General features: G+C 71.6%; 18 protein-coding genes and 1 tRNA gene. 3 read left to right on the top strand and 16 right to left on the bottom strand.

Annotation, left to right across the window (positions count from 1 at the left end; genetic code table 11):
* Position 1: 1 nt before the first annotated feature.
* The 4 genes from ACFY3N_RS05415 to ACFY3N_RS05400 all read right to left on the bottom strand — a co-directional run bounded on the left by ACFY3N_RS05415 (position 2) and on the right by ACFY3N_RS05400 (position 4,165).
* The gene (locus tag ACFY3N_RS05415; protein ID WP_390815306.1) at positions 2-667 is read right to left on the bottom strand and encodes a hypothetical protein; all 666 of its coding nucleotides are present in this window, start codon (positions 665-667) and stop codon (positions 2-4) included.
* Positions 664-1,077 carry an acyl-CoA thioesterase gene (locus ACFY3N_RS05410; RefSeq protein WP_390815305.1) on the bottom strand — a complete coding sequence of 138 codons (414 nt, stop codon included), beginning with the start codon at positions 1,075-1,077 and terminating at the stop codon, positions 664-666. The genes ACFY3N_RS05415 and ACFY3N_RS05410 overlap by 4 nt, the downstream gene beginning before the upstream one ends.
* 4 nt (positions 1,078-1,081) lie before the next feature.
* On the bottom strand, positions 1,082-2,746 hold the full coding sequence (gene ettA / locus ACFY3N_RS05405) for an energy-dependent translational throttle protein EttA (protein WP_390815304.1): 1,665 nt from the start codon (positions 2,744-2,746) through the stop codon (positions 1,082-1,084).
* Positions 2,747-2,917: 171 nt separating this feature from the next.
* Positions 2,918-4,165 (bottom strand): MFS transporter, encoded by a 1,248-nt coding sequence (locus ACFY3N_RS05400; RefSeq protein ID WP_390815561.1) that lies wholly within the window; start codon positions 4,163-4,165, stop codon positions 2,918-2,920.
* A 103-nt stretch (positions 4,166-4,268) separates the two neighbouring features.
* Between ACFY3N_RS05400 and ACFY3N_RS05395 the strand changes: the two genes are divergently transcribed.
* Positions 4,269-4,817 carry a TetR/AcrR family transcriptional regulator gene (locus tag ACFY3N_RS05395; protein WP_390815303.1) on the top strand — a complete coding sequence of 183 codons (549 nt, stop codon included), beginning with the start codon at positions 4,269-4,271 and terminating at the stop codon, positions 4,815-4,817.
* Between the two features lie 135 nt (positions 4,818-4,952).
* Here ACFY3N_RS05395 and ACFY3N_RS05390 read toward each other — a convergent pair whose 3' ends face one another.
* The 4 genes from ACFY3N_RS05390 to ACFY3N_RS05375 form a co-directional block, all read right to left on the bottom strand.
* Positions 4,953-6,368: a Cys-Gln thioester bond-forming surface protein gene (locus ACFY3N_RS05390; RefSeq protein WP_390815302.1), complete on the bottom strand. Its 1,416-nt coding sequence runs from the start codon at positions 6,366-6,368 to the stop codon at positions 4,953-4,955.
* Positions 6,369-6,649: 281 nt separating this feature from the next.
* Positions 6,650-7,129: a single-stranded DNA-binding protein gene (locus ACFY3N_RS05385; RefSeq protein WP_390815301.1), complete on the bottom strand. Its 480-nt coding sequence runs from the start codon at positions 7,127-7,129 to the stop codon at positions 6,650-6,652.
* A 294-nt stretch (positions 7,130-7,423) separates the two neighbouring features.
* Complete coding sequence (locus tag ACFY3N_RS05380; protein ID WP_390815300.1) at positions 7,424-9,214, bottom strand: GTPase; 1,791 nt, start codon at positions 9,212-9,214, stop codon at positions 7,424-7,426.
* 3 nt (positions 9,215-9,217) lie between these two features.
* Complete coding sequence (locus ACFY3N_RS05375; protein WP_390815299.1) at positions 9,218-10,828, bottom strand: dynamin family protein; 1,611 nt, start codon at positions 10,826-10,828, stop codon at positions 9,218-9,220.
* Between the two features lie 319 nt (positions 10,829-11,147).
* On the opposite strand from ACFY3N_RS05375, the gene ACFY3N_RS05370 reads away from it, so the two are divergent.
* Positions 11,148-11,223, top strand: a tRNA-Arg gene (locus ACFY3N_RS05370).
* A gap of 450 nt (positions 11,224-11,673) precedes the next feature.
* The gene (locus ACFY3N_RS05365) at positions 11,674-12,489 is read left to right on the top strand and encodes an alpha/beta fold hydrolase (RefSeq protein WP_390815298.1); all 816 of its coding nucleotides are present in this window, start codon (positions 11,674-11,676) and stop codon (positions 12,487-12,489) included.
* A gap of 84 nt (positions 12,490-12,573) precedes the next feature.
* Here the strand turns inward: ACFY3N_RS05365 and ACFY3N_RS05360 are convergent, their stop codons facing one another.
* The 8 genes from ACFY3N_RS05360 to ACFY3N_RS05325 form a co-directional block, all read right to left on the bottom strand.
* The gene (locus ACFY3N_RS05360) at positions 12,574-12,849 is read right to left on the bottom strand and encodes a hypothetical protein (protein WP_390815297.1); all 276 of its coding nucleotides are present in this window, start codon (positions 12,847-12,849) and stop codon (positions 12,574-12,576) included.
* Positions 12,850-12,999: 150 nt separating this feature from the next.
* On the bottom strand, positions 13,000-13,269 hold the full coding sequence (locus ACFY3N_RS05355; protein ID WP_390815296.1) for a hypothetical protein: 270 nt from the start codon (positions 13,267-13,269) through the stop codon (positions 13,000-13,002).
* A gap of 160 nt (positions 13,270-13,429) precedes the next feature.
* Positions 13,430-13,693: a hypothetical protein gene (locus tag ACFY3N_RS05350; protein WP_390815295.1), complete on the bottom strand. Its 264-nt coding sequence runs from the start codon at positions 13,691-13,693 to the stop codon at positions 13,430-13,432.
* Between the two features lie 151 nt (positions 13,694-13,844).
* On the bottom strand, positions 13,845-14,120 hold the full coding sequence (locus ACFY3N_RS05345) for a hypothetical protein (RefSeq protein WP_390815294.1): 276 nt from the start codon (positions 14,118-14,120) through the stop codon (positions 13,845-13,847).
* Positions 14,121-15,030: 910 nt separating this feature from the next.
* Complete coding sequence (locus ACFY3N_RS05340) at positions 15,031-15,897, bottom strand: tyrosinase family protein (protein ID WP_390815293.1); 867 nt, start codon at positions 15,895-15,897, stop codon at positions 15,031-15,033.
* Entirely contained in the window at positions 15,881-16,333 is a 453-nt protein-coding gene (locus ACFY3N_RS05335; RefSeq protein WP_390815292.1) for a tyrosinase family oxidase copper chaperone, read from the bottom strand. The genes ACFY3N_RS05340 and ACFY3N_RS05335 overlap by 17 nt, the downstream gene beginning before the upstream one ends.
* A gap of 94 nt (positions 16,334-16,427) precedes the next feature.
* Positions 16,428-16,697 carry a hypothetical protein gene (locus ACFY3N_RS05330; protein ID WP_390815291.1) on the bottom strand — a complete coding sequence of 90 codons (270 nt, stop codon included), beginning with the start codon at positions 16,695-16,697 and terminating at the stop codon, positions 16,428-16,430.
* Positions 16,698-16,849: 152 nt separating this feature from the next.
* A complete protein-coding gene (locus ACFY3N_RS05325; protein WP_390815290.1) occupies positions 16,850-17,635 on the bottom strand; it encodes a hypothetical protein in 786 nt (261 codons plus the stop codon).
* Positions 17,636-17,869 lie beyond the last annotated feature (234 nt).

Here is a 17,869-nt window from a genome sequence, read left to right as displayed (position 1 = left end):
CTCAGCGCACGCTGAGGCCCAGCGCCCCGAGGCCCGCCCGGCGCACGGCGACCGATCCGTACGGCGTGCGCAGCCGGAGCCAGGCCCCCGAGGAGAACAGTCCCTGGTCACCGCCCCGCAGGAATCCGAACGACTGGGCGGCGTGCACCGCCCGCACCGGAAGCCCGGTCTCCGCGACCGTGCGGGACCAGATCTCCCGCCCGATCCGGTCGAGTTCGGCGCGGGTGCGCCGCTCGGGCGCCAGCTCCTCCGTACGGGACCGGAACTCCGCGACCGAGGCGGCGACGAGTCCGCGCAGCTCCTGCGGCGCCGGCAGCCCGGGCTCGGCCCGCCAGCCGCCGCGCGGCGGCAGCACCCCGGCCCACGGCGGCCCGGTCACCGCGCCCGGCACGACGGCCGTGGCGGCGGACTCTTCCACCGACTCCAGCAGCTCACCGGCGGACACGGTCACGTCCAGGGTGACGTCCAGCCCGTTCTCGTAGGGCTTCGCCAGCCGTACGGCGCGGATGGCGAGCACCTCGAAGGAGGGGGGCCGGCCGAAGACGGCGAGCGCCGTGCCGGCCGCCTGCAACCGCACCGCGGCGGAACGGTCGTAGCGCAGCAGCCGGGTGAGGAAGGCCGCGAGATCCGCGGCCTCCCCCTCGTCGGCGAGGTGGAGCACCGTCATGCGGCGACGGCCTCCTCCTCGGCGTCGTCCGTGTACTCCCGGAGGAACTCGCGCTCCTGAGCGGTGATGCGGCGCGGACGCTGCGCCTCGAAGTCGAACGGCACGATCACCGTCGACGCGCGGACGTAGACGAGGTCGTCGTCCTTCACCTCGTAGGTGAGGGTGAAGGACGCCGCCCTGATCTCCGTGACCCACAGCTCGATGTCGACCGGGTGGTGGCGGTGGACGAGCTGCCGCTTGTAGTCGATCTCGTGGCGCGCCACCACGGACCCCTGCTGGAAGTCCTTCTCCGGGCGGAACAGGAAGTCGATACGGGCTTCCTCCAGGTAGCGGAGGAACACCACGTTGTTGACGTGGCCGTACGCGTCCATGTCCGCCCAGCGCAGCGGGCAGCGGTAGATATGCCGCAAGAGATCAGCCCCGGGTCAGCTTCTTGTAGGTGGCGCGGTGCGGACGCGCGGCGTCCGGCCCGAGCCGCTCGACCTTGTTCTTCTCGTACGACTCGAAGTTGCCCTCGAACCAGAACCACTTGGAGTCGCCCTCGTAGGCGAGGATGTGCGTGGCGACCCGGTCCAGGAACCACCGGTCGTGGGAGACGACCACGGCGCACCCGGGGAACTCGAGGAGGGCGTTCTCGAGGCTGGAGAGGGTCTCGACGTCGAGGTCGTTGGTCGGCTCGTCGAGGAGCAGCAGGTTGCCGCCCTGCTTGAGGGTGAGCGCGAGGTTCAGCCGGTTGCGCTCGCCGCCGGAGAGCACGCCGGCCGGCTTCTGCTGGTCCGGGCCCTTGAACCCGAAGGCGGAGACGTAGGCCCGCGAGGGCATCTCGACCTGGCCGACGTTGATGTAGTCGAGCTCGTCGGAGACGACCGCCCACAGGGTCTTCTTCGGGTCGATGTTCTCGCGGCTCTGGTCGACGTAGGAGATCTTGACGGTGTCACCGACCTTGATGGACCCGGAGTCGGGCTCCTCGATCCCCTGGATCATCTTGAACAGCGTGGTCTTGCCCGCGCCGTTCGGTCCGATGATGCCGACGATGCCGTTGCGCGGCAGCGTGAACGACAGGTCGTCGATGAGGAGCTTCTCGCCGAAGCCCTTGGTGAGGTTGTTGACCTCGACGACCACGTTGCCCAGGCGCGGGCCCGGCGGGATCTGGATCTCCTCGAAGTCCAGCTTCCGCATCTTGTCGGCCTCGGCGGCCATCTCCTCGTAGCGGGCCAGACGCGCCTTGGACTTGGCCTGCCGCCCCTTGGCGTTGGAACGCACCCACTCCAGCTCTTCCTTGAGCCGCTTCTGCCGCTTGGCGTCCTTCTGGCCCTCGACCTTGAGACGGGTGGCCTTGGTCTCCAGGTACTTGGAGTAGTTGCCCTCGTAGCCGTGCAGCCGGCCGCGGTCGACCTCGCAGATCCACCCGGCGACGTTGTCCAGGAAGTACCGGTCGTGGGTGACGGCCACGACGGTGCCCTCGTACTTGGCGAGGTGCTGCTCCAGCCAGTTCACCGACTCGGCGTCGAGGTGGTTGGTGGGCTCGTCGAGGAGCAGCAGGTCGGGCGCCTCGAGGAGCAGCTTGCACAGCGCCACGCGGCGCTTCTCGCCGCCGGAGAGGTTGGCGACCGGCCAGTCGCCGGGCGGGCAGCCCAGGGCGTCCATGGCCTGTTCCAGCTGGGCGTCGAGGTCCCAGGCATTGGCGTGGTCGAGCTGCTCCTGCAGCTTGCCCATCTCGTCCATGAGTTCGTCGGTGTACTCGGTCGCCATCTGCTCGGCGATCTCGTTGAACCGGTCGAGCTTGCCCTTGACCTCGGCGACACCCTCCTGGACGTTCTCCAGGACGGTCTTGTCCTCGTTCAGCGGGGGCTCCTGGAGCAGGATGCCCACGGTGTAACCGGGAGTGAGGAAGGCGTCACCGTTCGACGGCTGTTCCAGCCCCGCCATGATCTTCAGAACCGTCGACTTACCGGCGCCGTTCGGACCGACGACACCGATCTTCGCCCCCGGCAGGAAGCTCAGGGTGACGTCGTCGAGGATCACCTTGTCGCCGTGCGCTTTGCGCGCCTTGCGCATGGTGTAGATGTACTCAGCCAAGAGAAACCGTCCGGCAGCTTGAAATCTGGCAGTGGGCAGATACACCCCATCTTGCCGTACCGCCACCCCTGCGCGGAAACGCGTCCGGCCCGGGGGCGCCGACCTGGGGTTTCACGGACGGCGACCGCACGTCGCCCGTCACCGTCGGTCGCCGCGGGCGTGGGCGGGTGGTCAGCGGCCGGGGCGGTCGAGGTGCTCTTCGGCCGTTGACGGCTCGGAGCCCGGAGCGGAGGTCGTCAGGGTCGCGCGGCGGGTGCTGACGGCGGGGGCGAGGAGGATCGCCACGGCCACGAAGGACAGGACGACGGTCATCGCGGTGCGCAGGCCGTAGTGGTCGCCGAGGAAGCCCAGGCCGGGAGGCCCCACGAGGAAGGCGACGTAGCCGATCATCGCGACGAGGCTGACGCGGGCGGCCGGGTCGGGCCCGGAGTCCCCGGCCGCGGAGAGGGCGAGGGGGAATCCGAGCGACGCTCCCAGTCCCCACAGGAGCACGGCCGCTCCGGCGAGGAAGGCGTTGTCGGCGAAGATGACGACGGCGAGGCCGAGTGCGGCGGAGACCGCGCTGGCGCGGACGACGGGGGCGCGGCCGAAGCGGTCGATGAAGAATCCGCCGCCGAAGCGGCCGATCGCCATGGCGGCGGCGAAGCCCGCGTAGACGGCTGATCCCAGGGCCGGGTCCATGTCGTGCCCGTCGACCATGAGCAGGGGCAGCCAGTCGTTGGCCGCCCCCTCGGCCAGGGCCATGGTCAGGACGATGCCGCCGATCAGCAGCAGGCGACGGTCCTTCCGGACCGCGGGCCGCCGGGGCTTTCCCTCCCCGCGGGTCTGCTGGTGGTCGCGGGTCCGGCCGACGCCGTGGGGGATGGCCCGCAGGGCGTGGGCGAAGGTGGCGGCGGTGACGACGGCGACGGCTGCCAGGTGCCCGTGCACGGGGAAGCCGACGGCGGTGCACAGGATGCCGAGCGAGGCCCCCACGACGGTTCCGAGGCTGAAGAATCCGTGCAGCGTGGGCAGGACCGTGCGGCCGGTGATCTGTTCGACCTCGGCGCCGTCGATGTTGACCGCGACCTCGCCGCCGCCCATCCCGGCACCGAAGAGGAAGAGCCCCGCCATGACGGCCGGCGCGGACGACCACATCGCTCCGCAGCCGATCACGGCCATGCTGAGGATGACGAGCGCGGTTCCCACACCCATGACCGGGCGGGTCCCGAACCTCGCCACCAGCGCTCCGGAGCCGAGGACGCCGAGCATCGAACCGACGGAAAGACCGAACAGGACGATCCCCATTTCCGCGGTCGAGGCGCCGAGCCGGTCCCTGATGTCGGGGGTGCGGGTCACCCAGGAGGAGATCGACAGGCCGGGCATGAGGAAGAAGAGGAACAATGCCGTGCGGCGGCGGCGTGTGGCCAGGTCTGTCACTGCGGGGCCCGATCCGGACGTGAGGCGGCCGAGGACGTGGCCGCCCACGGAGTGAGTATGTACGAACGTACATGTCTGCGGGGCGATGAAGGAAGGGATACCCATGTCGGGCAGCTCGCGCGGACCCAATGACCCGGGGCGTCGGGACCGCATCGTCGAGGCGGCCCTCGACGTGATCGCCGAGCACGGGGTCACGGGCGCCACGCACCGGCGCATCGCCGAAGCCGCGGGGGTCTCCCTGGGATCGATGACGTACTACTTCGAGGGCAGGCAGCAGCTGCTCGTCGAGGCTTTCACCCGGCTCGCGGAATCCATGTCCGCCCGCTGCCGTGAGCCGCTGGAGGCGGCTGAAACCGTGGAGGAGGCGCGCGCCGCCGTGGTGGAGATCATCTGCGGCACGCTCCGGAGCAGTCCCCGGGAGCTGGTGCTCAGCTACGAGCTGTACGCCTTCGCCTCCCGCAACCCGGCGCTGCTCGACGTCATACGGTCCTGGACGAAGGCCGGCCGCACGTCGTTGAGCCGTCACTTCGACGCCAGGACGGCCCGGGCCCTGGACGCGCTGGTGGAAGGGCTCAGCATCCACAACTCCATGGACACCGAACCCATGAGCCGCCAGGACGTCGCGGCGATCGTGCGGGCGGTCAGCGGCTGACCGGGAACGGCGGCCCGTGGCGGTGTCCGCCGTCGCCGGTGTTCGGCACCACTGCGACTTCGCGTGGTCCGCGACGATCTCCACGTGGAGAAGGCCGTCGTCCGGGCCCTCCACGCCGGGTGGATCGGGGGACGCTCAGTCGCCGGCGGAGGTGTTCCTGCGGCGGGTGATGACCAGGCCCGCGCCGCCGAGGACGACCAGGGCGATGGCGGTGCCGGCCAGCCACGGGGTGGCGCCGGAGGCTCCGGTCTCGGCGAGGTTGGTGTCGGTGGGGGTGTCGGTGACGGGAGTGGGGCCCGGACCGGTGAGGGTGTGGGTGGTGGTGCCGATCTCGGCGGCTCGGGTCAGGCAGTCGAGCATGCCGGTGAACCGCTGCTCGAAGCCGCCCGGGCCCTTGACCGTGAAGTCGTACGGCCGGTCCTCGCTCAGCGGGACCGTCACCGTCCGGGAGGCGCCGCCCGCGACGGTGTGCTCCGCACCCGCCAGTTCGAAGGTGAACGGCTCGTCGTCCTGGTTGGTGACGGTGACGTCCACACCGCCCTTGGCGCAGTTCTCGCGGGCGGACAGCGCGGGTATCGCGCCCTTGAGCGCCCAGGTGGCGCTCGCCGTCGCCGAGACGGTCGACTCGCTGGACCCGGCCAGGATCTGCGTCTGGCTCCGGCTCTCGGAGACGAAGGCGCGGCCGACCGGCACCGTCGTCGAGGCCTGCGCGGTCAGCTCGACGGTGTCCGCCGCCGCGTCCTCGGGCACCTGGAAGAAGATCCGGCTGCCGTCGGCCGCGGTGGTGACGGGCTCGCCGTCCTTGTCCACGATCCGCACCCCGCTCGTGGCGGCGTCCGTCGGCGGGGAGACGGTCACGCTGCGCGCGTCGGTGCGCACCGTCACCGGACCGACCAGCTCACCCGGGCGGCCGGAGACCGCCGGCGGGTCCAGGGTCAGCGACGCCTCCGGCTCCGCCTGGCCGCGGGCGTTCTTCTGCAGGTAGTCGGCGAGCTGCTCGGCCTGGGGGTCGACGGCGTCCACGGAGACGTCGTCGGAGTACCGCCAGATGGCCACCTGCGTGCCGGCCGCCGCGTCCTGCTCGGTGAGCCGGCCGCGCACGCCGGCCTTCTTCGCGAGGGCCGCGAGGTCGTTCACCTGTGGGTAGGAGTTCCGCAGGATCCAGCGGATCCGGCCGGCGTCCTTGTTGGTGCCGAGCGAGGTCCCGCTCCAGTCGGTCTCGTGGTACTTGGCGTCCTTCTGCGTGGGCGTCTGGATGTCGACGCAGTACGTCTGCAGCATGCCGCCGCCCTCGACGGACATCTCGAACAGTCCCGCCGACACCTGCTGGTCCCCGGCGGCGCCGTGCATCACGGCGGTGCCGTAGGTCTTGAGTCCGCCTATGGTCGCGGCCGCCCCGCTGTGTTCCGGTGCCGTCTCCTCGTCGGCGGCGGCTGCCGTCCCGGCACCGGCCAGTACGGCTGTGGTGACGAGTCCGGACACCAGCGCCCCTGCGGCGAGGCGGGCCGGCCCGCGTCCGCGCGCGGGCCCCGCGGAGAACGAAACAAACACCGAAATCCTTCCCGGGCGGGACCCGTTGACGTGGGGGGTTTACGGTCCCACCAGCAGAATCACCGGCCCCGAGAGTGCCGGGAGCCATGCCCGGCATCCTAAGGAGACGGCGATGCGCGCTTGCCGGTGATCGCGTCGGAGGAGTGATCCGAATCGGAATCGTTATCGCGGAAGCCGTTGCGCGCGGGGCTTGTCGACAAATCCAACCGGGACGGTTCGGTAGGTATCCACTGACAAGCCTCAGTTCGGCCGGCTCCGGCGCCGAGGCCGGATCGCTGACCTCATGTCACCGCCGCCGCTTCCGGATGCCGTTGGTGCTCGGCTCCGTCCGCGGTCACCGAACTCGCGGGTTCGCTTTCCCAGTTGGGTTCGGGGCGCTCCGGCACCGAGGCCTGCTCCGGGCGCTGCGCGCGCCGGAAGGCGGTCGTGCCCCGGGCGAGGTCGTGGCCGATCGACACCGCGTCGATGTCCGCCGACATCCACCCCTGCTGCCCCTCGCGCGTCTCCGTGCGCACCTTCAGCCGGCCCTGCACGATCACCGGTTCGCCCACCGACAGCGACGCCGCCGCGTTGGTGGCGAGCTGCCGGTTCGCCCACACCGTGAAGAAGTTGGTGTGCCCGTCCGCCCAGGCGCTCTTCTCCCGGTCCCAGTACCGGGACGTGACCGCGATCCGGAACCTGGCCGCGGGGCCGGACGCCGTCTCCCGGTACACCGGCCGCGTCGCCACGTTGCCCACCACGCACACCATCGTCTCGTTCATCGTGTTTCCCTCCCTCGCCCGCCCGCCGGCCACGACGCCGGCGCCGGGCTGGTACGCGTACGGGCCCGTCCCGTACGGCTGCCGTCCGGCAGGGCGACCGCGGACCGTCCCGCGATCGCCGTGAAGCCAGACTGCCTCCGTCGGGCCGGGCCCGCTGAGCGCTGTGGACCACCTCCGGCCTGTGGACATCCCCGCCACCCGAACGAGGCGCTCCGCCCCAAGACCGCCCGCTCTTCCCGGCCGTCGCCCTCCCCGGCCCCGTTCTTCCCGGCCCTCGCCCTCCCCGCCTCGCCGTCAAGCGCGGCCGGCCCCCGCCCCCACCACCCGCCCGTACTGCTCCCGCACCTCCCGGTACCGCAGCAGCTCCGCCGCCACGGGATCCAGGACGCGGGCCCGGCCGCACCCCGCGGCCGCCTCCCGCAGCCGTCTCTCCGCCTCCTGCCCGTACCGCCGGGCGGGCCCCCGGGCCGCCATGCGGCAGCTCCACTCGACGATCGGGCCGCCGACGATGCCGATCACCATGAGCAGCACCGGCACCCCCAGGTTCGGCGCCATGACCCCGATGATCTGCGCCAGCAGCCAGAGCCCGCCGACGAACTGAAGGACCGTCATCGACACCTGGGCGAACACGGCCAGCGGCCACCACCCGGGCCGCGGCGGCCGCCCCGGCGGCAGTCCCGCGCGTACGGCCAGCTCGTCCAGCGCCTCCGGCAGGCCCTGGGAGCCGCGCACGGCCGCCTCCCGCACCGCCTGCGCCCACGGCGCCGGCAGTCCGGCACAGGCGCGGTCGGCCACCGTGCGCACCGCCTGTTCCACGCGCTGCCGGGCCGTCGTCTCCTCGTCGGGCTGACCGCGCGGGACGACCCGGCCGGTGGGCGGCTCGCTCCGCTCCTGGCACCAGCGCCACAGCCGCAGCCAGGGCGTGCCGCACGCGCGGTTCGCGTTGCGCAGCCACGCGCGTTCGGCCGCCTCGCCCGTGGCGGTGGCCCCCACGGCGTCCGCGAGCCGGTCGGCGAACTCCTCGCGCGCCTCCTCGCTGAGCCCGGTGCGCTGCCGGGTGGCGTACACGGGCCACAGCCGGGCCGCCGCGATGTCCACGTCCGCGGAGATCCGCCGGGCCGGGGCCCCGCGCTCGGCCACGAACCGGGCGAGCGATTCCCGCAGCTCGCCGACCCCGTCCCCGGTGAGCGCGGACAGCGCCTGCACGGTCGTGCCGGGTTCGCCGTACTCCCCCAGGACGATGCCGTCCTCGTCGAGCAGCCGCCGCAGATCGTCCAGGACCTGCTCGGCGGCCTCCCCGGGCAGCCGGTCGATCTGGTTGAGGACGACGAACATGACCTCCGCGTGGGCCGCCATGGGCCGCAGATAGCGCTCGTGCAGCATGGCGTCGGCGTACTTCTCGGGGTCGACGACCCAGATGACCGCGTCGACCAGCCCCAGCACGCGGTCCACCTGCTCCCGGTGCTGGACGGCCGCCGAGTCGTGGTCGGGCAGGTCGACCAGGACCAGCCCGCGCAGCCGCTCGTCGGCGTCCGCGGTCGCCTGGAGGGGGCGCCGTCTGAGCCTGGGCGGGATGCCGAGGCGTTCGATGAGACCGGCCGCGCCGTCGCTCCAGCTGCACGCGATGGGCGCGGCGGTGGTCGGCCGCCGTACGCCGGTCTCCGAGACGGGCACCCCGGCCAGTGCGTTGAACAGCTGTGACTTGCCGCTGCCGGTGGCGCCCGCGATGGCGACGACGGTGTGCTGTCCGGAGAGCCGGCGCCGCGCGGTGGACTCTTCGAGGACCCGGCCCGCCTGTGCGAGGGTCCGGTTGTCGAGCCGGGCGCGGGAGAGCCCCACCAGCTCGCGCAGCGCGTCGAGCCGCGACCGCAGCCACGGGTCGTACGCGAGCGGGGCCACGGTCTGCTGCGCGGGTGTGCGGGCCGCCGCCGCACCGCACTGCTCCTCGCCGGCGCCCCCGTTCGCCCGGCGCGCGATCAGCCCGTCGCCCCAGGGGCCCGCGGTGTCCGTACGGGGCGGCCCTCCGGGGTCGCGGTCGGGGTGCTCGGGGTGCTCGGTGTGGTCCTGGTCAGTGACGGCGGTCACCGGTCACCTCTCCTTCTGCAGTACGGACAACGCGGCGATGAGTTCGGCCTGGGGCTCCGCGTGCACCTCGAGCGCGTCGAGCGGGGCGAGCCGGCGTTCGCGTTCGGCGTGCATGACGTGGTCCACGTGCGCGACGAGCAGCCGTCCGCCCCGGTCCCGCAGCCGCAGCGCGCCGTGCGCGCCGATCCGCTCGGCGAGCCCCTCCCCGGCGGTCCGGGCCCGGCGGCCGCCGAGCAGGGCCGTGGCGACCAGCGCGGCGACCGTCTCGGGGTCGGGCGCGGTGCTGCGGTCCAGCTCCCGCACCTCGTCCTCGGCGTACTCCTCGAGCTCGCGCCGCCAGCGCCGTACGGCCAGCCCGATGCGGTGCTCGGCGCTCTCGGGCGCGGTGCCGCGGCCGGCGAGCTCGGGGGCGGCCGCCGCGGGCTCGCGCCGCCAGGCGTCGTCGACGCGCTCGTCGGCGGCGGCGACGGCGCACAGCAGCAGCGCGCTCAGGCTCTCCACCAGGGCGTCGAGGAGTTCGCCCGGGGTGCAGTCCAGGGGGAAGGCGCGCCACCGCTTGAGCGCGTCGCCGGCGAGTACGGCCCCGGCCTGCAGCCGGCCCCGCACGCGCGCGTGCTCGCCGTCGTACGCCCCGTCGACGGCGGCGGTGAGCCGCAGCGCGGCCGCGTACTGCGCGGCGGCGGCACCGGCCAGTTCGGGCATGCGGGTGTCGAGGGAGTCGAGGACGCCGTACGCGGTGCGGGCCATCACGTGCTGCCGGGCCGCGGGATCCAGCGTCTGGTGGACCAGCCAGGTCCGCAGCGAGGCCACGGCGGTGGCGGGCAGCAGGCCGCCGCCCCAGGCCGACTCGGGCAGCTCGGGCACGGTGAAGCGCGGTACGTGGCCGAGTCCGGCCTTGGTGAGCAGGGCGCCGTACTGCCGCGACACCTCGGAGACGACCTGGTGGGGCACGCGGTCCAGGACGGTCACCAGGGTGACGTCGTACTCCTTGGCGGTGCGCAGCATGTGCCAGGGCACGGCGTCGGCGTAGCGGGCGGCGGTGGTGACCATGACCCAGATGTCCGCGGCGCTGATGAGTTCGGCGGCGAGGACCCGGTTGTCGGAGACGAGGCTGTCGACGTCGGGCGCGTCCAGGAGGGCGAGGCCGGGCGGCAGGGTGTCGGCGGTCTCGACACGCAGCACCCGTGCGGGGTTCTCGCCGGGGAGGAGCAGGTCGTCCGCGGGGTCCCGGTGGTGGGGCACCCACACGCGCGTGAGGTCGGGCAGCACCCTCATCCCGCTGAACCAGTGGTGGTCCTCGGGGTGGCAGACGAGCACCGGTGTCCGGGTCGTGGGCCGCAGCACGCCCGCCTCGCTGACCCGGCGGCCCACCAGGGAGTTCACCAGGGTGGACTTCCCGGCTCCGGTGGACCCTCCGACGACGGCCAGCAGGGGCGCTTCGGGATCTCTCAGCCGGGGCACCAGATAGTCGTCGAGCTGCGCGAGCAGTTCGTCGCGGTTGGCACGCGCGCGTGCGGCCCCCGCCAGGGGCAGCGGAAAGCGTGCGGCGGCGACACGGTCGCGCAGGGCGGAGAGTGCGTCGAGCAGCTGGGGCCGTACGTCCAAGGTCACCACATGCGAAGAATGCCCAATTTTGGGGGAATTCTGAAGCATATGAGCATGCCTGCGCGCCGACACGGCACAAGGGACGGAAGGGACGACCGCGGCGCGTGGGCGCCCCAGGCATAACGAGTGCACAACACCCGGTGCGCGAGAGACCAAAAGCGGTGCACGATTCGTACCTGCCTGCGATTATCAGGACCGCTTCACCGAACCTCCACATCGAGCCACGGAGGCGAGGCGGCAGGGGCAAGGATGCGGGAGCCCTATCCTTGTCCCCGGCGACGTCACGGACCGGCCCGGACCCGGGCCCCGACGACAGGCCACCACACCGGCCCCCGTAGCTCAGTGGATAGAGCAGGCGCCTTCTAAGCGCTTGGCCGCAGGTTCGAGTCCTGCCGGGGGCGCCAGTCCTCCCCTTCCCACGGGGAGGGCTTCCGCCGGTCGGAGCCGGCGTCAAGCGCCGCCGCCGCACCGGGCGCGCCGCGGCCCCGACGGACGGGGCGGAAGGCCACGGCCACAGGCCGGCCCGGAAGGGTGGGCCGGTACGGCCGCACACCCACCCACCGCTGCGGGATATCCCTTTTCCGTCGAATGTCCCACTTTTGACGCATCGCCCATGTCTGAGTGATTACGCCCTAAATAAAGGGGTTTCTGGTAATCATGGAGCGGTTCTCCGTCTTCCACCTTCCCCGGAGCCGCTCATGCGCACCGCCGTCATCGCCGCCCAGGAGTCACCCCGCACCAGGTCCGCGCCCCTCCCTCCGGCGCCGGGGCAGGTGGAGGAACGGAGGCTCGCTTTCGGAGGTTTCGCGTACACCTGCCGGATCGTTCATCAAAGTGCCCCGCGGACGGCTCCGTTGCTGCTGCTCGGGGGCTCGTCCCAGGACCGGTACTCCTGGCAGGGCCACGAGAAGCGGCTGGGTCGGCTATGCACGCTGATCACCGTGGACCTTCCCGGTTACGGCAGCTCGGATTTCCTCCCGGCCCGCTACGACATCGACTTCCTCGCCGACGCGGTCCAGCACATGCTGACGGAGATCGGTGTGCCGGGGGTGAATCTGTTCGGCGGCTGCTTCGGTGAGGTCGTCGGCCTCCGGTTCGCGCAGCGCCACCCGGAGTCCGTCAAGCGCATCGTCTTCGCGGCGGCGGCGATCCGGCTCCCCGAGCTGTACAGCGAGGCCGTCCCGCGGCTTTCGCGGACCCTGGAGCGGGGCGACATCGAACAGGCCGCCGACGGACTCGTGCGGCTGTTCATGTCCGGCCCGGGAGCCGGCAGGGTCCGCAGGCACGCGGCCGTGGCACGGCTGCTCCAGCGCCAGTTCATGAACCAGACCCCGGACGACATCCGTAAGGCCGTCGAGCACAACACCAGGCTGGTGACACACGGCTGCTACCGGCCGCTGCCGGTTCCCGCCGTGCCGTCCCTGGTGTTCACCGGGGAGTACGACACCCTGTGCACCCCCCGGATGGGCCGCGAACTCGCGGCGACGATGCCAGGAGCACTGTTCACCACCGTCAAGGAGGCGGACCACCTGGTCACGGTCGAGCGCAGGGAGGAGTCGGCGGACCTGATCGCCCGGTTCTGCACCGACCTTCCCGTCGACGGCCTGCCGTACTGCGGCCCCGTGGAGTCGCCGGCGGCCGAACTCGCCGGCGCGGCGCCGGGCCGATGACCGGCATACGAAAAGTGGCCGGAACCCGGTATCGGGTTCCGGCCACTCTCCGGTGGTACAGGGGGAGTTCCGCCGTACGGGACGTCAGGACTTCTCGCCCGGGACGACGAAGCTGCTCGTGCAGGACACTTCGTTCCCGCCGGAGCACGTCTGCGTCGAGTCGTTGACGACGCGCATCCTTCCGTGCTCATCCGAGGTGACCTCGTACTCGGTCACCTGCGCGCAGCGAACAGTGCCCTTGCTGTCCTTGACGCAGCCACCCGGACCCTCGGCGCCGACGGCCTGGACGGCGCCAACGCCGATCAGGGCGAAGCCTCCCAGGACTCCCGCCACCGCTGCGATCTTCTTCGACTTGAACATCTACCTGTTTCCTTGACGGTCGACCCCGCGACCGAACGACGGAGTCGCTCCTGCTGCCCGAACCGGTCACCCCGGTCGACGAACGGGGCAGGCCCGGGGCTCGAACACCTGGTCCGAGCCCCGGGACCTGCCCGGATCACCTAGCGGTGATCACTTACCGCCGATGTTGAAGCCGGTGGCGCAGGACACGGAGTTGAGGTCGTTGGCCTCGTTCTGGGTGATACCCAGGATGGAGACGCCGACGTTGAGGTCCTCGATGTTGATGAGCCCCTTGGTGGAGTTGTCCTGGGCGCAGGTCGTGCTCTGCTTGTTGTTCAGCTCCACCTCCGGCTTGTCGCCGGCGTGGCTGACACCGGCACCGAGGAAGCCGACGCTGCCGAGCATGGCCATGACGACGGCGGCCTTCTGGTACTTGCGCATCTTTTCTCCATTCATCTGGACACGGTCTGCATTGACCGCATCACCGACAGTCGCGAATCTAGGCGACATTTTGCGGCAGTTGTTAGGTGAAACGCCGAAATGCGCCTTTTTGTGGAAAAGGGTCACCGTGCATGGCAGGTGGAGGCGTCAGGGCTTCCCGTCACCCGTCGACGCCGTTCACACAGGAGAGCCGGGGCGCCGAACCGGAGCAGGCCAGGGCCGACTCGTTGACGAGGCGGACCTTTCCGTTCCGGTCGGACGGGAGCTGGTATTGCCTCACCTGCTCGCAGCGGATGTTGCCCTTGCCGTCCTTGACGCAGTCACCCGGACCCTCGGCGCCGACGGCCTGGACGGCGCCGACACCGATCAGGGCGAAGCCTCCCAGGACTCCCGCCACCGCTGCGATCTTCTTCGACTTGAACATCTACCTGTTTCCTTGACGGTCGGCCCGCCGCCGAGCGGCGAAGCCGTTCCACATGACCGGACCGGCCGAACCGGCCGCTTCGGCCGGGCGGGCCCGGGGCCCGAATACGCGGTTCCGAGCCCCGGAACCCACCCGGATCACTTGTCAGTGATCAGTGCTTGCCGCCGATGTTGAAGCCGGTGGCGCAGGCCACGGTGTTGGCGTCGTTGGCCTCGTTCTTGGTGAAGCCGAGCAGGGCGCTGATGCCCACGTTGACGTCGTCGACGTTGACGAGACCCTCGGTCGAGTTGTCCTGGGCGCAGACGGTGGACTGCTTGTTGTTCAGGTCGAACTCGGGCTTGTCACCGGCGTGGCTGACGCCGGCACCGAGGAAGCCGACGCTGCCGAGCATGGCCATGACGACGGCAGCCTTCTGGTACTTACGCATTACCTCTCCGTTTCTCGAGTGGACACAGTCCGCGACGGGCTGGTCACTTTCAGTGGCAAATGTAAGTGAGTTTTGCGACTTTGGACGGGAGAAACGCCCATATGTGGTGGTTTCTTCTGAAGTCGCATGTCGTGGGGGTCACCCGGGCATCAGGTGCGCGCGTCAGGCGCCCCGCTCCGCCCGAGCCGGAGCGGGGCGCGCCGCTTCGGCCGCTGCCGGACGAGAACCGCCGCTCGTCCGGCAGCGGCCCCTTCTTCAGCGGGCGATCCCGAGACGCGTGCCTCGGCCGGTGCACCGCCCAGGTGTCGAACGGGTCGCGCGTCGCGCCGTCCGGTCACCAGTCGGTGGCCCCCTCCCTCCTGCGCCGGGGAGGTGAAGGGGCCCGGTCGGCAGGGGCGACGACACGGCGGGGCGGCTCGTCGTCCGCAGGGTGATTCCACTCGGCACACCGGCGGCCGGAGGGGCCCTGCCGGTTCCGTGTCCCGCCGTGCTCGACACCCCGCACGAGCCGGTCGGGCGTGTCTCCCGGCTGATCCGCGCACGAAGGCGTGAACCGAACGCGCCGTAGTGCGAGCCGGGTCGATTCGAGCGGTCCCTGCTCGCCCCGGCGGGCCCGCGGAAGGACGAGGCGTTCGTCCGGCTCGGTGCCGGCTTCGGTGTCCCGGAGGCAACCACCCGGCGCTACGCCGACGAGGTCGTGCACGGCCTCACCTCGTGGGCGCCCGGTCTGCACGAGGCCCTGGCCGGGGCGGGGCCAGGGTGACCGCGTCATCCTGGACGGCGCGCCGATCCCGGTGAACCGCATCGCCGCGAAGGGGTAAGGCCACCGACGTCCCGCGTGACGACCGGCCGAGAGCCTCGGCGCGTGCGAGCGCCGGGTTCTCCCCCGTGGATCGTGAGCCGCAACCCCTCACGCGTACCGGTAGATGTCTCCGACATCCTCCAGTTCGTCCGGTGTCACGTCCCACGGCGGCAGCTTCTCGTGCCGTGCCACGATCCGGCCGCGCTGTTCGTCGCCTCGGCCCGGCGGTGCCGCGGGGAGGTACCGGGCCCCGCCGTGCCGGCGCTGCCAGCGGGACCACTGCAGGTCGACGAAGGCATGGTGCAGCCAGAAGGCGGGATCGTTGACGGAGGCGGCGGTGAGCATGACGCCGCCGATCCAGCGGTGCACCCGATTGTGATTGCGCCACGAAGCGCTGCCCCGGCCGGTGCCCCAGCCCTCCAGCTTGTTGCGGAAGCCTTTCGTGACCGTCGAGTCCCAGGGCGCCGCGTCGTAGGCAGGGTCCTTCAGCGCCCACTCCACATCACTCCTGGTGGGCAGGTCGATCGGGGCGCTCCGGCGGCCGAGGTCCCGGGTGAGGAACTCCCTGTCGGTCACGCCCACCCTGATGGCCCAGTTGCCCTCCCGATGGGCGAACGGGCCGGTCATCACCCGGTGGTCGGAACGGCGCCCGTTGCCGCCGAGCAGGTCCGCGGTCCACGGTGCGGAGCGGGCCGTGCGGTCGCGGGTCCAGTCCCAGTACGGAAGGGTCACCGAGTCGTCCGTCCGGCGCAGGGCCTCCTCCAGGTCGAGCAGGAACCGGCGGTGCCAGGGCAGGAAGGAGGGCGTCATGTGGGCGGTGCGCAGCCCTCGTTCGCCGTCGGCGGCGTAGTACGCGATGTGCGTGCGCACGAACTCGTCGTACTCACCGCGCCGTTTGACCTCGAGCAGCGCGTTCACGAAGCGGCGCTTCTCGGCCGCCGTGAGCGTGGCGGCGTCCTTACGCACGTACGCCATGCCGGCCTCCCCGGTGGTCGTGCCGCGGTTCCGTGCCCGCCGCGCGCAGTCGCTCGCCGGGGGCGAGGGCGTCCGCGGCGGCGCGGGCGGCGGCGAGCGGCGTCGGGTGGGAGCAGTAGTGGTCGACCATGCTCAGCCAGGTGCCGTCGGCCCGGCGCATCAGGTGCAGGGGACGGCCGTCGAGGGTGACGTGCCAGTGGCCGTCCGCGGTCCGCTCCCCCCGGATGTGGCGACCGCGGTGCGTCCGGTCGAAGGAGGGGCTCTCCGGGGCCCGTCCGGGTGCGGAGCGCGGTGCGTGGAAGGCGCCGAGCAGGGGCGCCAGGGCCGCGGCGAGCGCCCCGGCGCGCAGGCCGCGTGTCACCTCCCGCCGCGTTCTGCCCCCCGGTGCGGGCGGCGGCTGCGCGCCTTCGGGGGTTCCGTCGATTCCGATGGCCATCGGTCCAGCTCCCTTGTCCGTACGGTTGTCCATGGAAACGAACGAAATCCGGCCCCCAGTGGAAACTGGGGGCCGGATTTCTCAGGGGTGCTTTTCAGGCGTGCAGCCCCAGGTCGCCGTGGACCGGCTTGGCCTCGTTCACCACGGCCGCCGCTTCCTTCGTCGTCTCGAGCACCGTGGCCTTGTCGGTGTTGAGCACCTTCGACTCGTGCACCGGCATCACATCGAAGGGGACCGCGGTGCGCAGGCCGGTGTCGAGGCCGGTGGACGCCAGGTCGGTGGACTCCTGGGCGGACGCGGGTGTGGCGGCACCGGCGGCGATCAGGGTTCCGGCGAGGAGGGCGGCAGCCTTCAGGGACTTCATCGTGTTCCTTTCTTCGGCAACGCGGGGGCGGTCACCGGAGGGGAATTCTGTCGCCGTGCCTAACGATCCCCGGCCGGAGCGGAAACCGTGAAGCCAGAAATCGGCAAGTCCTCATATGAGAGTTTTTCGAGGACGTCAGGGCCTTTCGGGGATCACGACGGCACCAGCACCGATGTCAGCGGCGCGAACCCGGGGAGCAGGACGCCCGGGAGCAGCGGCGTCCGGGCGGGGTCGGCCGGCGCGGGCAGCGTCACCGTCTGGGGCTCGGTGCCGAGCAGCGCGTCGACGAGCTCGTCCACGCGGGCCAGCAACTCGTCGACCAGCGAGGACACCTGGGTGTCGTCCGCGTCCGCGTCGGTCTCCTCGGTCTCCTCGGTCTCGTCCGCGTCGGTCTCCTCGGCCTCGTCCGCGTCGGTCTCCTCGGCCTCGTCCGTTTCCTCCGTCGCCCCGGTTTCGGCGTCCGCGTCGGCGTCCGTGTCCTCGTTCGCCCCGGGGCCGTTCAGGAGCAGGTCCAGGAGGCTGTCGACGGCCTCCTGAAGGGCGGTCAGTTCCTCGCCCGTGAGGCCGTCCTCGAGGACGGTCGGCTCCGTGTCGCCCGTCACCGTGACCGTGACCGACGACCCGGTCGTGACCACCGGGTCGTCGTCGGCCGCCTTCGCCAGGGCCTTCTTCGCCGCGTCACCGAGCTTCCTGGTCTCGGCGGCGGGCAGCCGGCCGCCGTCCGCCTCGAGCGCGGCCTTCAGCAGGTCGACGACCGGGGTGAGTCCGTGCTCGTCCGCGTCGACGGTCCTGACCTGCGCGAGCAGCGCGGCGGAGGACGTCGCGCGGTGGCGCTCGGGGGCCGTGTCGGCCGCCACGGCGGCCGGTCCGGTGAGGCCGGCCAGAAGGGCGGCGCACAGGGCGCCGAGTGCGATGCGCCGGGCGGGCAGAGCGCGCATGGAGGTTCCTTTCGCGGGCTTCGGATCTTGGAACCCACCGTGGGAGCACCCGGGAGCCCCGGCAACCGGACGTACGCCATTCAGTTCCCCGCCCCTCACCCCCGTCGTGCGTCCCGCCCGGAGGATCCCCGGCGAGGCGGTGGGCCGGACCGGCCGCTCCCGGAAGGTTTCACGATTCCAACACACTTGCCTGGTTTCACTGAATTTCAATGAGTTTGTCCGTTTGATGGCTAG

The organism is Streptomyces sp. NPDC000348, from assembly GCF_042898795.1.
In the GTDB taxonomy this organism is placed as follows: Bacteria; Actinomycetota; Actinomycetes; order Streptomycetales; family Streptomycetaceae; genus Streptomyces.
The sequence above is the reverse complement of the archived record's forward strand: the minus strand, read 5'-3'. Positions and strand labels throughout refer to the sequence as shown.